This is a genomic window from Methylocystis sp., from assembly GCF_046349115.1.
Taxonomy (GTDB): domain Bacteria; phylum Pseudomonadota; class Alphaproteobacteria; order Rhizobiales; family Beijerinckiaceae; genus Methylocystis.
On sequence record NZ_JAXMCX010000006.1, the window covers coordinates 41032 to 55946 of the forward strand.

General features: G+C 63.6%; 15 protein-coding genes. 10 read left to right on the forward strand and 5 right to left on the reverse strand.

The window, feature by feature from the left end:
• Positions 1–154 precede the first annotated feature (154 nt).
• The 4 genes from U1E20_RS14550 (at position 155) to U1E20_RS14565 (ending at position 3767) form a co-directional block, all read left to right on the forward strand.
• A complete protein-coding gene (locus U1E20_RS14550; RefSeq protein WP_409981340.1) occupies positions 155–556 on the forward strand; it encodes a PTS sugar transporter subunit IIA in 402 nt (133 codons plus the stop codon).
• On the forward strand, positions 553–873 hold the full coding sequence (locus U1E20_RS14555) for an HPr family phosphocarrier protein (protein ID WP_409981341.1): 321 nt from the start codon (positions 553–555) through the stop codon (positions 871–873). Before U1E20_RS14550 ends, U1E20_RS14555 begins: the two co-directional genes overlap by 4 nt.
• A 66-nt stretch (positions 874–939) precedes the next feature.
• Positions 940–2757 (forward strand): glucan ABC transporter ATP-binding protein/ permease, encoded by a 1818-nt coding sequence (locus tag U1E20_RS14560; protein ID WP_409981342.1) that lies wholly within the window; start codon positions 940–942, stop codon positions 2755–2757.
• 212 nt (positions 2758–2969) lie between these two features.
• Entirely contained in the window at positions 2970–3767 is a 798-nt protein-coding gene (locus U1E20_RS14565; protein WP_409981343.1) for a YfdX family protein, read from the forward strand.
• Between the two features lie 14 nt (positions 3768–3781).
• Here the strand turns inward: U1E20_RS14565 and rpsR are convergent, their stop codons facing one another.
• Positions 3782–4018, reverse strand: coding sequence for a 30S ribosomal protein S18 (gene rpsR, locus U1E20_RS14570; protein ID WP_409981344.1), 237 nt, complete (start codon positions 4016–4018; stop codon positions 3782–3784).
• Complete coding sequence (gene rpsF / locus U1E20_RS14575) at positions 4015–4455, reverse strand: 30S ribosomal protein S6 (protein WP_409981345.1); 441 nt, start codon at positions 4453–4455, stop codon at positions 4015–4017. The genes rpsR and rpsF overlap by 4 nt, the downstream gene beginning before the upstream one ends.
• Positions 4456–4806: 351 nt before the next feature.
• Between rpsF and U1E20_RS14580 the strand changes: the two genes are divergently transcribed.
• A complete protein-coding gene (locus tag U1E20_RS14580) occupies positions 4807–4944 on the forward strand; it encodes a hypothetical protein (RefSeq protein ID WP_409981346.1) in 138 nt (45 codons plus the stop codon).
• Positions 4945–5016: 72 nt separating this feature from the next.
• Positions 5017–5838 (forward strand): 3-methyl-2-oxobutanoate hydroxymethyltransferase, encoded by an 822-nt coding sequence (gene panB, locus U1E20_RS14585; protein ID WP_409981347.1) that lies wholly within the window; start codon positions 5017–5019, stop codon positions 5836–5838.
• Here the strand turns inward: panB and U1E20_RS14590 are convergent.
• Positions 5835–7190 (reverse strand): UDP-N-acetylglucosamine-peptide N-acetylglucosaminyltransferase, encoded by a 1356-nt coding sequence (locus U1E20_RS14590; protein ID WP_409981348.1) that lies wholly within the window; start codon positions 7188–7190, stop codon positions 5835–5837. The two genes, panB and U1E20_RS14590, sit on opposite strands and share 4 nt — an antisense overlap.
• A gap of 187 nt (positions 7191–7377) precedes the next feature.
• Here U1E20_RS14590 and hemH point away from each other — a divergent pair, with 187 nt between their 5' ends.
• Positions 7378–8385 carry a ferrochelatase gene (gene hemH, locus U1E20_RS14595; protein WP_409981349.1) on the forward strand — a complete coding sequence of 336 codons (1008 nt, stop codon included), beginning with the start codon at positions 7378–7380 and terminating at the stop codon, positions 8383–8385.
• 23 nt (positions 8386–8408) lie between these two features.
• Here the strand turns inward: hemH and U1E20_RS14600 are convergent, their stop codons facing one another.
• Both U1E20_RS14600 and U1E20_RS14605 read right to left on the reverse strand, forming a co-directional pair.
• Positions 8409–10688, reverse strand: a complete 2280-nt coding sequence (locus U1E20_RS14600; RefSeq protein ID WP_409981350.1) for a hypothetical protein — start codon at positions 10686–10688, stop codon at positions 8409–8411.
• Between the two features lie 31 nt (positions 10689–10719).
• A complete protein-coding gene (locus tag U1E20_RS14605; RefSeq protein ID WP_409981351.1) occupies positions 10720–11271 on the reverse strand; it encodes a TetR/AcrR family transcriptional regulator in 552 nt (183 codons plus the stop codon).
• Positions 11272–11408: 137 nt separating this feature from the next.
• Between U1E20_RS14605 and U1E20_RS14610 the strand changes: the two genes are divergently transcribed.
• The 3 genes from U1E20_RS14610 (at position 11409) to U1E20_RS14620 (ending at position 14833) form a co-directional block, all read left to right on the forward strand.
• On the forward strand, positions 11409–11858 hold the full coding sequence (locus U1E20_RS14610) for a copper uptake system-associated protein (RefSeq protein ID WP_409981352.1): 450 nt from the start codon (positions 11409–11411) through the stop codon (positions 11856–11858).
• Between the two features lie 167 nt (positions 11859–12025).
• Positions 12026–12409 (forward strand): hypothetical protein, encoded by a 384-nt coding sequence (locus tag U1E20_RS14615; protein ID WP_409981353.1) that lies wholly within the window; start codon positions 12026–12028, stop codon positions 12407–12409.
• A 57-nt stretch (positions 12410–12466) separates the two neighbouring features.
• Positions 12467–14833, forward strand: a complete 2367-nt coding sequence (locus U1E20_RS14620) for a TonB-dependent receptor family protein (RefSeq protein WP_409981354.1) — start codon at positions 12467–12469, stop codon at positions 14831–14833.
• Positions 14834–14915 lie beyond the last annotated feature (82 nt).

Sequence of the window (14915 nt, forward strand, 5' to 3'; positions counted from 1 at the left end):
CCTATTTCGCGGCGTTGCACAAAATGTCGCCCCTGTTGAGCGGGGCGATGATGGCTGACGCAACGGCTCGAAATCGGCCGTTCGCCCGATGTGGCCGACGCGTTTTTATGAGATGTCGGCGCGCAAGAGACATCTTCATGAGTGGTAGGGTCGTATGATCGGAATGGTCTTGGTGACCCACGGCCACCTTGCCACTGAGTTTCGCGCGGCGCTCGAACACGTCGTCGGACCTCAAAAGCAGATTGCGGCGATCTCGATCGGGCCCGAGGACGACATGGAGCGCCGGCGCGCCGACATTATCGAGGCGATCCGCGAAGCCGACACCGGCGAAGGCGTGGTGCTGCTGACCGACATGTTCGGCGGCACGCCCTCCAATCTCGCCATCTCGGTCATGGACGGCGGAAAAGTCGAAGTGCTCGCGGGAGTCAATTTGCCGATGCTGATCAAGCTCGCCTCGGTTCGCGATACGCAGCCTCTGGAGCAGGCGGTGCTGCAGGCGCAGGACGCCGGACGCAAATATGTTTACATCGCCAGCAAAGTGCTCAGCGCAAAATGAATGATCTCGTGAGCGATAAATTGCATCGGGCTGCGGCCGAAGAAGAATCGATGTCGCGGGAGATCGCGATCATCAACAAGAAGGGGCTGCACGCCCGCGCCACCGCCAAATTCGTGCAGTGCTGCGAAAAATTCGACGCGGTCATCACCGTTTCTCGCGGCGAAGAAACCGTGGGCGGCAGTTCGATCATGGGCATTTTGACGCTCGGCGCCGGCCAAGGCTCGACCATCACCGTCACCGCCACCGGGCCGCAGGCGAAGGCCGCCCTCGACGCGCTGGAGGCGCTCGTCGCCAATCGCTTCGGCGAAGAAGAATAGAACGCGTCCGCCCTCGTCGCGACCTACGCTTATTGCCGAAGCTTCTCCTGCCAGCAGGCGAGTAAAATGTCAGTCTTGACCGTTTACGCTCGGGTGCTGGGGCTTTTGCGGCCGCAGGCGCGGCTCGCCCTGATTCTCGTCGTCGCCAATCTCGCGCTCGCCGTCGCCGCCTTCGCCGAGCCGATGCTGTTTGGCCGCATCATCGACCGCATGACTCGCGCTCAGGCGCCCGGCGAAACCTTGACCTGGGGCGATCTGCTGCCGCTGGTTTCCGCCTGGGCGGCCTTTGGCCTGTTTTCGATCGGCGGCGCCATTCTCGTCGGTCTGAACGCCGATCGGCTCGCGCATCGCCGCCGCTTGGCGGTGATGTCGGATTATTTCGACCATGTGCTGAGTCTGCCGCTGAGCTTTCACACCAATGTCCATTCCGGACGTCTGCTGAAGACCATGCTCGACGGCGCCAACGCCATGTGGGGGCTGTGGCTGTCGTTCTTTCGCGAGAACTGCGCTTCCTTCGTCACGCTCTTCGTGCTGCTGCCGGCGACGCTTTTCGTCAATTGGCGGCTCGGTTCGCTGCTCATGGCGCTTGTCGTGATCTTTTATTTGGCGACGAGCTTCGTCCTGCGCCGCACCGAAGATCTGCAGGGACAGGTCGAGCGCTACAATTCCTCGCTCGCCGAACACGCCTCGGATACGCTCGGCAACATTCCCGTGGTGCAGAGCTTCACCCGCATCGAAAGCGAGTCGCAAGCGCTCAACCGCATCATCGACGACGTGCTCGCGGCGCAATTGCCGGTGCTTTCCTGGTGGGCCTTCGTGGTCGTCGCGAGCCGCGCCTCGGCGACGCTGACTCTTCTCGCGATTTTCCTGCTCGGCGTCTGGCTGCATTTGCGCGACCTCGCAACGATCGGCGAGATCGTCGCCTTCATGAGCTTCGCGACCATGCTGATCGCAAGGCTCGAACAGGTCGTCGGCTTCGTCAATGTGCTGTTTATGCAATCGGCGAAAATCTCGGAATTCTTCGCGGTCCTCGACACGCGGCCGAGCGTCGCCGACCGGCCCTACGCGCGCGACGCCGAACGTCTGACCGGCGCGGTCGAATTCGACAACGTCGCCTTCTCCTACGACGGCCGGCGGCTGGCGGTGCGCGACGTGTCCTTCACGGCGCAACCTGGAGAGACGATCGCGCTCGTCGGCGCGACCGGCTCGGGAAAATCGACGACGCTCGGTCTCCTGCATCGGGCCTTCGATCCGGACAGCGGCGTCGTCAAGATCGACGGCGTCGACATTCGCGAATTCACTTTAAGCTCGCTTCGCCGCAACATCGGCGTGGTTTTTCAGGAGCCGATGCTGTTCGCGCGGTCGATCGAGGACAATCTTCGCATCGGCAATCCCGACGCGACGGAAGAGGACATCGCGCAAGCGCTTGAATTGGCGCAGGCGACGGAATTCGTCTCAAGCCAGAGCGACGGGCGCGCGACGCGCGTCGGCGAACGCGGCCGTTCGCTTTCGGGTGGCGAGCGCCAACGGCTGTCGATCGCGCGGGCGCTGCTGAAAGACCCGCCGATCATGGTGTTCGACGAGGCGACAAGCGCGCTCGACGCGACGACCGAGCGCCTCATCCAGAAGGCGCTGGAAGCGGCGATGAAGGGACGCACCACCTTCGTCATCGCCCATCGCCTCGCAACCGTGCGCAACGCCGACCGCATTCTGGTCTTCGATCAGGGGGAAATCGTCGAGAGCGGGAGCTTCGACGAATTGGTGGCGAGGGGCGGCCGTTTCGCCACCCTCGCGGCGGCGCAATTCATGGCGGAACCGACGGTTTCGACGACCCCGCTCGACGGGGTTTACGAAGCGACCGCGGCGCAGGCGAGTGCGGGGTGAGAAGGCACGGTTTGCGCGCCTAGCGCAGTGATGGAATTCCCTCGCCGCAGCAATCCAACGTCCGCATCGCGCATGACGCGCGCCGCGGCAAGTCGCCGCAATCGAAAACGCGCACAGAAACAAATGAGAAAGACCGCAGCAATCGAAACTCAATAGGCTCCGCTCTCGTCTAGACGGCGCTCGCGCTCATACTGTGCGGTGGAGGATTGCAAATGAGACTAAATTTCTCGAAAGGCTTGATCGCATTTGCGTCATTTCTCGCGGTCTCGGCCGCTATTTCCACTTTCGCGCGCGCCCAACAGCCCGGCGCGCCGGCGGGCGAGACAGCGAAAGGCGCCGGCGATTTGGGGCCGGCGCCGAAGGAGGTCGTGGAACGCGCGCTGATGCAACTGTCGCGGGAGGGCTTCTCCGCCGTCCAGGCGATACGGGCGGCGAGGCTCGCGCTGTTCAATGGCAATCCAGAAGTTGTCGCGCCGCTGTTGGACAACGCCGAAGCCTCTCTGCGATCGGCGGAGAAGGATGCGACGCTTTTCGCCGTCAAAGTCAGCGAGACGGTCAACGTGAAGAGTGGGGAAACCTCGACGCAGAGTCAGAAGCTCGACCTGATTCCAATCGATGCGACGATCGCGCTCGCCGACAACTATGTTCCGACGAATGAAAAGAGCGCGCATATCGCTAAGGCAAACGCGCACATCAAGGTGGGCGAACAGGTGGCGGCCATGGAGGAGCTGCGCCTCGCCCAAGTCGATCTCAAATACACGCGCGTGCTCATGCCGATCGAAGCGACGAAGAAACATGTCGATGATGCGATGCGGCTCCTCGGCGAGCGCAAATATTACGAAACCAATCTGGCGCTAAAGGCGGTGGAGGACGGGCTGACGGTCGAAACGACGACCTTGGTCCCGCCGGGCAAGAACGCCGCCGACTCGCAAAAGCCCGACGCGGTTCAGAACCCGCCCCATAAAAACAAAACGGCCGCGCCCCTTTCAAGGCGCGGCCGCAGGCTGTGATAAAGCGATCTTCTTTAGCGGATCACATAAGGCAGCAGGCCGAGAAAGCGGGCGCGCTTGATCGCCTGGGCGAGCTCGCGCTGCTTCTTGGCCGAAACGGCGGTGATGCGCGAGGGCACGATCTTGCCGCGCTCACTGATGTAGCGGGACAAGAGACGCGTATCCTTGTAGTCGATCTTCGGCGCATTCGAACCGGAGAAGGGGCAGGACTTGCGGCGGCGAAAGAAGGGACGGCGGGGCGCTGAGCTCATTCTTCCTCTCCTCCTTCAACCTTGCTTTCTTCGCGGCGCGGACGACGTTCGCCGCGCTCGCCTCTGTCGCCGCGATCGCCGCGCGGACCGCGGCGCTCGCCACGATCATCGTCTTCGCGCTTGCGGAGCTGCGCCGAGGGGCCTTCCTCCAGCGCGTCGACGCGCAGCGTCAGCACGCGCAGAATGTCTTCATTGATGCTCTGCTGGCGCTCCATCTCGGCGATCGCCGCCGGCGGCGCGTCGATGTTCATCAGGGTGAAATGCGCCTTGCGGTTCTTCTTGATCCGATAGGCGAGCGATTTGACGCCCCAATATTCGGTCTTGCCGACCGTGCCGCCGAGCGACGCGATGACGGTTTTGAACTGCCCGGTCAGAGCCTCCACCTGCTGGGGAGAAACGTCCTGACGGGCGAGATAGACATGCTCGTAAAGAGCCATGGAGTTTTCGCCTTTCCGTTGCCGCGAGCCGTTCCGGCGCCAAGCCCTTCGAGCGTTTCTTGGGGACATGCCCCGGAAAGGCTCGAACAGGAAAGTTCGAAGGCGGAGACACGGGAAGACGGGGATCGAGCCCCTCGCTCTTAATTTCCGCATATTCTTATCCGAAAACCGCTACGCACTTTTCGGGAATATGCGCTTTGAGCGCTTCCGTTCAGCCCCCGGCCGGGAACCTCGCGATGGGCGCTTTATACCGGGCTTTAAGCAGGATGCAAGAGCATGACGCCGCTCGGCTTGCCGCAAGGCGGACCCACCACTATGGTCCCGCCGTCGGGCCGCTCCAGGAGAGATGAGATGACGCGGAAATTCAGACTGTTCGCGCTGCTCGCCGCCCTCTCCGCGCTGCTCACGGCTTGCGACAAATGCGGCGGCTTCCAGGAGCTTCGCGCGCCCGGCGTGCCGCACGCCTGCAAGGACGGCGCGCCGCGCTGATCATTGTTTCCAGCGAACGCAGGCGGTTTGATATAAATACTCGCCCTGACGAGAGGCGCGCCGGAGCCCCCTTTGCCGAACGCCAGCACCTTCCTCGACTTGAAGCGCCGGGGCGAGAAAATCGTCGTCGTCACAGCCTATGACGCGCCGACCGCGCGCATCGAAGTCGAGGCGGGGGTCGACATCATCCTCGTCGGCGACAGCGTCGGCGTGAATATTCTCGGCTATGCCCATGAGCGCGAAGTGACGCTCGCCGACATGGCCCATCATATCGCGGCCGTCCGTCGCGGCGCGCCGCAGGTCTACATCATCGGCGATTTGCCCTATGCGAGCTACGATACGATCGAGCAGGCGATCAAAAGTTCGCGTATCCTGCAGGAGGCGGGCGCCGATTGCGTGAAATTCGAAGGCGCCGCCCCCGAACTCGTCCGCGCGCTGACGGCGGCGGGTTTCGACGTCTGCTGTCATCTTGGGCTCGAATCGCAGCATCATGACGTGAAGCGTCGCCAGGGCAAGACGGCGGAGACCGCCGCCAAGCTCTATGACGACGCGCTGGCGCTCGACGCCGCCGGGCAGAAATTTATTGTGCTGGAGCTGGTGCCGCAGGAGCTAGCGGCGCGGATCACGCAGGCGGTCAAGGCGCCGACGATCGGCATCGGCGCCGGCGCGGCGACCGACGGTCAGGTGCTCGTCGTCAATGATCTCGCCGGGATTACGATGCGCGAATTCAAGCACAACCGTCGCTACGGCGCCGTCGGCGCGGCGCTAAGCGAGGCGGTTTCGGCCTATGCGCGCGACGTGCGCGCCGGACGCTTTCCGGAAGAAGCGCACGCGTTCCATATGGCCGACGAGGAACGCGCCGCTTTCGAGCGCGGGCGCGACGGCGAGGCTTAAGCCGCGCCGATGACGGCGGGCGGCGCGCCGGTGAGACGCCGGCTCCACATGGTTTCGAACAATGATTCCAGCGCGCGCGTGTAAGCCTTGACGTCGAAGAGCGCCGTCGTCAGGCGATTGGCGGCGAGCTTCGCCCGTAGTTCGGCGCAGCGCGGGGGATCGTGCGCCAAGACCAGCGCGGTGTCGAAATATGCGTCAAAATCCTGCGCAATCAGCTCCGGCAGCCCGATCGCATGGAGCAGGCTGCCGGCGACGCGGGAGGGAAAAGTGTCGCCCGCGCAGGTCACGATCGGCACCCCGGCCCAGAGCGCGTCGCTCGCCGTAGTATGAGATCCGAAAGGCGCCGTATCGAGCGCGAGATCGGCGAGTTGCAGGCGCGCCAGATGTTCGGCCTGCGGCAAATGCGGCGCGAACACAAGCCGCCGCGCGTCGATGCCGCGACTGCGTATTTCATTGCGCAGATTGCCTTCTGCCAGTATCGCCGCCGACAGCCACAGCACCGCGCCCGGCGTCGCCTCGAGCAGCCGCGCCCAGAGATCGAAGATAAAGGGCGTGAGCTTATAGGCCTGATTGAAGCAGCAATAGACGAAGCCCTGCGCCGGCAGGCCGGCGGCGCCCCGCGACGGCGCGGCGCGCGGCGGCGCGCCCCGCCCGTGCGGTTGATAGGCGTTCGGCAGATAGGCGAAGGCTTCCGAATAGGCCGACGACGAGGACGGCGGCGTCACATAGCGATCGGTTACAATGTAATCGCACACGCCGGCTCCGAGCGTGCCGGGATACCCAAGATAGTTGACCTGAACAGGCGCCGGTCGCAGCATCATCACGCCGGTGCGCGCGCCCCGAGTGAACCCCTTGAGGTCGATGAGAATGTCGACGCCGTCCGCATGGATGCGGCGCGCCGCCTCGACGTCGGTCAGCGCCGAAATGTCGATGAAAGCGTCAAAGGCGGCGCGCAACCGCGTCCGCATCGCGCCCTCCAAGCCGCAATAGCTGTAAGCGCGGATTTCGAAACGCGATCGATCATGGGCCTCGAGCGTCTCGACCAGAAGATGCGCGGTCGCATGGTCATGAAAGTCGTTTGAGAGATAGCCGACGCAAATCCTGCCGCGGGGAGAGAGATCGAAGCGCATATCGAGGCGCGCGCGCAGCGGCGCCGCCGCCAAACGGCGCGCCGCGGTCCAGCTCTCGGAACAGGTGCGCTGTTCGCTGGCGGTGATCCCCGGCTCCGAAAGCAATATGAAGGGGGGCGTCGGCGGGCCGTCCGGCGTGGCGAGCGCCGCGCGAATTTGCGGGGCGGCGCTGGCGAAATCGTCCCACTCGCACATGGCGCGGCTGCGAGATATGGATTTCATGGCGCCCTTTCGCGAGGGGCCGATCCGCTCATATCCGGCCGATGCGCTCTAAGCGATTTCCGTGCCGTATAACAATTGCCATTGCGCCAGTTGCGCCATTAGGTCGAATTGTCAGCATTGTCGCCGCCGCTAGAAGATGGCCCGCGCCGCGCCGCCGTCGGGGCGACCGGTCCCCACGAGGCCCATCATGACGTCAGCCACACCCCCGAGAGAAGCGCCGATCGGCCTGCTCCTCGTCAATCTCGGCACCCCCGGAGCGCCGGATGTCGCCGGAGTGCGGCGCTATCTCGCGCAATTTCTCTCCGACCGCCGAGTCGTCGACCTGCCGCGCGCGCTGTGGCTGCCGATTCTTTATGGCGTCGTGCTCAACACGCGTCCACAGCGTTCGGCGAAGCTTTATCAATCAATCTGGAACCGCGACACGGACGAAGGTCCGCTGAAGACGATTACGCGCCTCCAGGCCGAGAAGCTGCAGAAGCGGATCGGTTCGCCGCGCCTCATCGTCGATTACGCTTTACGCTACGGCGCGCCTTCGATCGCGACACAGATTGCGGCGCTGATCGCGAAAGGCTGCGAGCGGATCGCGCTTCTGCCGCTCTATCCGCAATATGCCTCGTCGACCACCGGCTCCGCCGCCGACGCCGCTTTCGACGCGCTGCGCGAAATGCGCAAGCAGCCGGCGCTGCGCATCGGAGCGCCCTATTACGACGACCCTGCCTATATCGACGCGCTCGCGGCCAGCATCAGAAGTGCGCTCGCCACGCTCGATTTCGAACCGGAAATTATCGTCGCGTCCTTTCACGGCCTGCCGCAGGCGCAAATCGATCGTGGCGATCCCTATCGCGCTCATTGCGAAGCGACCTGGGGGTTGCTGTGTGCAAAACTCGGGATGAGTCCGGATCGGCTTCGCCTCGCCTTTCAGTCGCGCTTCGGGCGGGCGCGATGGATCGGGCCCTATACGTCGGATGTCGTGGCGGAGCTTGCCGGCGCCGGCGTCAAACGCATCGCTATCGTCGCGCCGGGATTTTCCGCTGATTGTCTGGAAACGATCGAAGAGCTCGGCGTCGAAATCCGCGATCTTTTTCTTAAGAATGGCGGCGAGAAATACGCCCGCCTGCCCTGTCTCAACGACAGCGAAGAAGGCTTGGCGCTCATCGAGACTCTGGCGAAGCGAGAGTTGGCGGGGTGGATGTAACGCGCGAGCGCATTACCGCTTTACTATCGTTGCGATAATTCCGTGATCAGCCCGCGCAAAGGCTGAAACTCGAAGCGCACCTCATGGCGCCCTTCCGGCACCACGACGGCGCGAAACATCACATTGGCGCGCAGAATCGGCGCCTCGACGCCGTCGACGCGCGCGAACCACCAGGGATGCCAGACGTCATTCAAGATCAGCCAGCCGCCGCCCGGTGGCGCATCAGCCTCGACGACGACGCGGTCATTTTCATATGAGCGGATTTTCGCGGTCGCCGGCGGCGCGTCCTTGCGCGTATGGCAGATCGGCGGCGTCTCGAGCAGCGCCGTCTCGCGATAATCGACCTCCGGCCATTCGCCGCTCTGGATCATCTGCGCGAAATTCACATGCATGGCGCAGGTCACGACCATGACCCGCGGCATGGCGTGTGGATTTTCGTAGATGTGAACGCCGCCGATGCGCGTGAGTTCGATAAAGTCGCCGGGCCTGTAATTCTCGTCGATCTCCTCGATCGGGACGCCGGTCGCGATGAATCGCAGGCCAAGCATGTCCGACAATATTGAGCGATAGGACGGATAGAGCTTCGAGAATTCGCGCTGCTCGGGAAGCGCCAGATGATCGCCGGCGCCGGTCGCGTCTTCGAATATCTTGAGCCGAATCGGATTATAGCCGAGATCGTGATCGAGGCCGTGAATGAGCGAAGCGTTCGGCCAGTGAAAATCGATCGCCGCAAGCTCCACGCGGTCACGCCGATCCGGCGCGGACGTTTCCTTGAGCTTCTCGCGCAAAAAAGCGATCACCGGATTCTTGCCGTGGCTCTTCAACACGTCGAATTGCTCGGGCGGCAAGCCGGTCGATTCATTCGCTCCGATCCCGATCGCGAGATCGGCGCTCATCAGCGCGGCGACCGCCACGGGCACATAGGCGCCGCGCAACAACCGTTCGCGGGTCGCGAGAATGAGCGCGATCGCGAGCGCGGCGAAGAGCGCGCTTGTCGCGAGCGGCCAGAACGCCTGAACCAGATGGCCTTTTGAAACTGCGACAAGCAGCGCCGCCGCGAAGAGCGCGGCGACGGCGCCGATCAGCCAAGCGGCGCGCGGCGCGACGACGCCCCGCTCGATCAGCGTGAAGCCATATCCCGAGAGTATCGGAAGCGTCATGCCGAGCAGGAATGTGGCGTCGGCCGGCCGGCGCCAAAGGTCGACGCCGGGCAGGCGATAGAAAAGCGCGAAGGCCGGCGTGTAGCGGCCAATCGCGTAGAGCGCGAAAAACAGCGTCGCGGCGGCGAAGAAGCGAATTTCCCTGCTTTGGAAGAAACGCCGGCTCATCGCCGCGATCAGCGCGACGACGGTCAATTCGCCCAGATAGACATTCGTCATGTTGCGCGCGAGGAACAGATCTGGTTCGCCGACCGGCGGGCCCCAGAACTCCTTCAGCGGTCCGTCGGTTCCAAACATATTGGCGGAAATCAGCGTCATGAAGGAACCGGGCGGCAGCGAGCCTTTGAGCGCGCCGTCAAGATCGATCTCGGGACGATTCGAATGGGCGGCGAGCTCCAGCGTGAAGGCGAGTGGAACGGCGATGAGCGTCAGGCCGACCAGGGCGCCGGCGGCGAGCGGCGCGACCGCGCTGAGTTTGGGCAAATCATCGGTCGTGATGCGATAGGCGGCATAGGCGGATAGCATCAGGACGCCAAGAAAGGCGACCTGATCGCGTCCCAGCACCAGGAAAGCGGCGACGGCGCCCGCCGCCGCGCCATAGAGCGCCGAGCGTTGATCGAGCGCGCGCGCCAGCAGCCACAGCGTGACCGCCAGCCATGACAGGCTCATGATCTGCCCGACATGCTGGAGGCGCCACGCCGCCGAGCCGCCGAAAGCGAAAGCGAGCGCGGCGAGCAATCCGCCAGCGGCGCTCCAGCCGCGATCGTAAAAATAAGCGATCAGCGCGAGGCCGCCCATCGCCAGCAGCGCGAAGACGATCGCATCGGCGAGCGCGAAGGAAGGTTCGGAAACGAAGGCCGCCGCGAGCAGAAAGAACGGCGAGAAGATCAGCGATTGCGGATCGGCGATCTGCGGCATGCCGGCAAAGACATTCGGCGTCCAGAAGGGGGATTGGCCGCTGTGCAGGGCATGGGCGAGAAAGGCGAATTGCGGATAGAAATGCGCCTTGGCGTCCCAGGGGATGGTGACGCGGCCGGAAAGCCAAGGGAAGGCGAGCGCCAGCGCGCAGACGAGGAAAACCGCCGCGGCCAGAACATAGGGCTGGCCTTCGGCGTCGCCCGTGTTTTCTGCGATTCGTTGCATCGCCACGCTTCTATCGGTTTCCCGCCCAGGCTTAAAGCCGCGCCTCAGGCGCGCGGCTGAGGCCAAAACGCGCGGCGAGCGTGTCGAGATCGACGCTCGCGCGCCGCTTGTCGTCGGTTTCGAGCAACAGGCGCAACCCCATGCCGCGCAACATGTCGACGAAGGCGATGATGTCGGGGTCGTCGGCCGTCCGGCCGAAGAGCGGCGCGAGCTGCTCGGCGACGCCGGCCGCATGCGCGGCGAGCGTCGCGCGAATGTCCGACTGGTCGCTCGCCTGCGCCACGACGCTGAGGAAGAAGCGCATCCTGTTGCGATCGAACATGAGCGCGCGCACCGCCTCGACCGGATCCGCCTCGCTTCCCGTCGGGCCGCGTTTGGGCTTATGCGCCTGCGCATGGGACGCTTCGAGCGTCGCGGCGAGCAAATCCGTCTTGCGCGGAAAATAATAGGTCAGATGCGACTGGCGCAATCCGGCCGCGGCGGCGACGCGGGTCTGGGTCAGCGCGGAGACGCCTTCCTTCCTCAAGATTTTCAGCGCAGCGTCGAGAATGCGCTGACGCGCACTTTTTTCAACCTTCGCCATTCGAGCTCATTTGAAACGTCGCCGCGCCAGCGTCCTACCAAAAAACCGGCGTCGCGGAAACGGCATCGGAGTCCTTGCGCCCCGCTTTATTGGTAATATACCAATACCACGGAAACGCGCTGACTCTGGAGAGATAGATGACACGCATTCTGATCATGACGATCGCCGTCGCGACGTGCCTGAGCGCGCGCGCCGACGACGGGTCCGAGGCGGCCCGCCGCCTGCTGTTCGAGACCTTCGACAAGCCCGAGACCCGCCTCTTCGTTGACGCCGTGGTCGTCGAGGGAGACGCCGCGATCGCCGACTGGCGTCAGGGCGATCTCGGCGGCCGGGCGTTTCTCACCCGCAAGAACGACGCGTGGACCATCGCGCTTTGTGGCGGCGACGCACTGAAGGACAGCGCCGCGCTGGAAAGGCTGGGCGTTTCGAAACCGCACGCCGAGGCGCTGTCCAGAAGGCTCGCTGCCGAGGAAAAACGCCTTTCGCCAGATGTCGTCGAATATTTCTCGCGGTTCGACGGCGTCGCCGCCGTCGAAGCGGATGGAAGCCATTCGCCGCTCGATCCGCATCACAAGCCCATCCCTTAGACCCGCGCGCTGTTGCGCTTGAGCAACAGCTTCGGAAAATGCGCGCGCCTGCCCGCCGCCAGCGGTTGCGCGCCAATTTTTGGTATATTACCAATATTCGGGCTCGGCGCTTCGCCGCCAATGTCTCGCGCCCAGGACGCGAGGCGCAGCCTGGGAATCTCAAAAGTATGGCGGCCGGTTCGAGAACGCCTCGCTTCACGGGACTTTTGCGCATCGGGGCGCCGTGGATCGCGCTGCTGTTCGCCGCCGCGACGATTTTCTCGGCGGCGCCGGCGCGCGCGAGGCATGCGCCGGATGTGACCGCCGCGCATTGTCTGCAACAATCCGCGCCTTCGCCGATGAAGCATGATTGCGGCGACGACTGCTGCCCGCTTTGCGGCCATAGCCAAAAAGAGTCGGTCCTCTCCTTCATTCTCACGACGTCAATCGCCGTCGCCTATGCGGCGCCGCGCGCGGCGAGCTTCGCGTTTCGCGCCTTTCGATCGCCTTCGATCGAAAACGTCCCCGAACGCGCCTGGGCGCCGCCGCGGGCGCCGCCGCGCTTCTCCTGATCGCGTCATTCTTCCCCACAACGATCGCGCGGCGAGACGCCGCTCAGGAGAGATTCCATGTTTCGGACCGGCTTGCTGCGCGGCGCATCCGCCGCGGCTTTAATTCTTACGCTCGCGGATTCAGGCGCCCTCGCGCAACAGGGCCTGCCGACCATCGACATCGGCGGCGCCAGGCCGCGCGTCATCGGTCGCGGCGGCGGTCGAGCCCCGTCGACGGGGACGGCCCCGGCCGCCGCACCGACGCAAACCGGCGGAGGCAGTGGCGGCGGCGGATCGCTGACCGTGCCGTCGGTCGCCGAGCAGCGCCGCGAACTGATGCGCAACGTCGGCTCGGTCGCCTTCGTCGACGCCAATACGCCCGCGATTCAAACCCGCTACGTTCACGATTTGCGCGATGCGCTCAAGGACGTTCCCGGCGTCTATGTCGAAAGCCGCTACGGACAGGAATTGCGTCTGTCGATCCGCGGCTCCAATCTGACCCGCGACTTTCATCTTCGCGGATTGGAGCTGCTGCAGGACGGCATTCCGATGAATTACGCCGACGGCGCCGGCGACATGTATCAGATCGACCCCAAATATTTCCGCGCCATCGAAGTGCTGAAAGGCGGCAACGCCCTCGCCTATGGTTCGTCGACGCTCGGCGGCGCGATCAATTTCATCTCGCCCACCGCCTATACCGCGCTTGCGCCAAACATCGTGGCGATCGACGGCGGCAGTTACGGAACCGTGCGCGGACAGGCGCAAATGTCGCGCATCATCGGCAATTTCGATTTTCTCATCAACGGAACCTTCACCCACGCCGACAATTTCAGAAAACATTCGACGACGGATTACACCCAGCTTAACGGCAATCTCGGCTGGCGTTTCTCCAACGATCTCGAATCGCGATTCTATTTCGGCGTCTATGACACTTGGCAATTGCTGCCGGGGCAACTCAATGAGTTCAACGCGCGCAACTCTCCGCAGCTGTCGCTGCCGCCGTTTCCCGCAGGCTTTGGCTCCGACGGCTTTGGCGCCAATCAGGCCCGCAACGTCAAGAATTGGCGCATTTCAAACAAGACCACGATTCAAAGCGAATTCGGCCGCATCGATCTCAACAGCTGGTATATTCACAATTATCTCTACCATCCGATTTTCGTTGTCATCGAACAGGAAGGCGGAACCTGGGGATTCGCCCCGCGCCTCACCTCGAATTTCATCGTCGACGGCCATCCCAATGAACTCATTCTCGGCGGTCGCGCCTGGGGCGGCTCTTCGAGCGACAAATGGTACGACAATTATAATGGCATGACGCTCAATCCCTATGGCGCGATTCCGGCGAATTTCGCCAATGCGATGTTTTCCTTTCCGCCCTTTACGTTCAACGGTCTCGCGCAATTCGGCGCGGCGAATTCCTGCTTCGGCTTCTGCGGCCTGTTCATCAATCCGGGACTGGATCCGCGCATCCGCAATAACCGAATGACGGCGATGAACTTCGAAGCCTATTTCGAGAATCGCCTGCACATTACCCCGGAACTCATCTTCATGTTCGGCGCCAAGCTCTTCGCCGATACGCGGCGCTATACGGTTCTCGGCGGCATTCCGTTCGAGCCGCTTCCGGGACAGGCCGATAAAGTCTACCAGGGCACGGTCCCAAAGGTCGGACTGATGTTCGAACCGGCGCAGGACATTCAGTTCTTCGCCGACATGACCGGAAGCCGCGACGTGCCGGATTTCATCGATTTGACGCAGGGCGTGTTTCCGCCGCCGCGCGACGGCGTGCCGTTCACGCCGCTCGCCGCGCAAAAGGCCTGGACCGGCGAACTCGGCGCGCGCGGCAAATGGGATCGCTATGCCTGGGACGTCACCTTCTATCATTCGGAACTGCAGGACGAACTGCTGAAGTTCACGGCCAATCCCGGACTGGGCGTTCCGGCGACGACCTTCAACGCCAAGCGCACCATGCATCAAGGCGTCGAATTCGCCGCGAGCGCGGAACTGCTGCGCGATATATTCGCGTCCGACTCCGACGACTCGCTGAAGCTGTCGCAGGTCTGGACCTGGAATGATTTCCGCTTCGTCGGCGATCGCGACTTCGGCGACAATCCGCTTGCCGGCATTCCGCGCCACGTGTTGCGCACGACGCTTTCCTACTGGCGCCCCGCCGACGGCCTTTACTTCGCGCCGCAGATCGACTGGGTCCCGCAAGGCGCCTATGTCGACTATGCCCATACGCTGCAGGCGCCGGGCTATGTGCTGCTCGGCGTTCAGACCGGCATGAAGCTGCCCTACGGCCTGTCCTTCTATGTCGAGGGGCGCAATCTCACCAATCGCCATTACATCAGCGACGTGACGACGATCGTCGACGCGCGCGGCCTCAATCCGATCGTCTTCTATCCGGGAACCGGTCGAGCGGTCTATGGCGGCCTGCGCCTCGCCTTTTAGAGGCGTTTGGGCGATCGGCGCGCCCGGCCATATATAGGCTTGGCGCGCCGGCCGCCTTCGCCGGTCTAGCAAGGCGCATGGC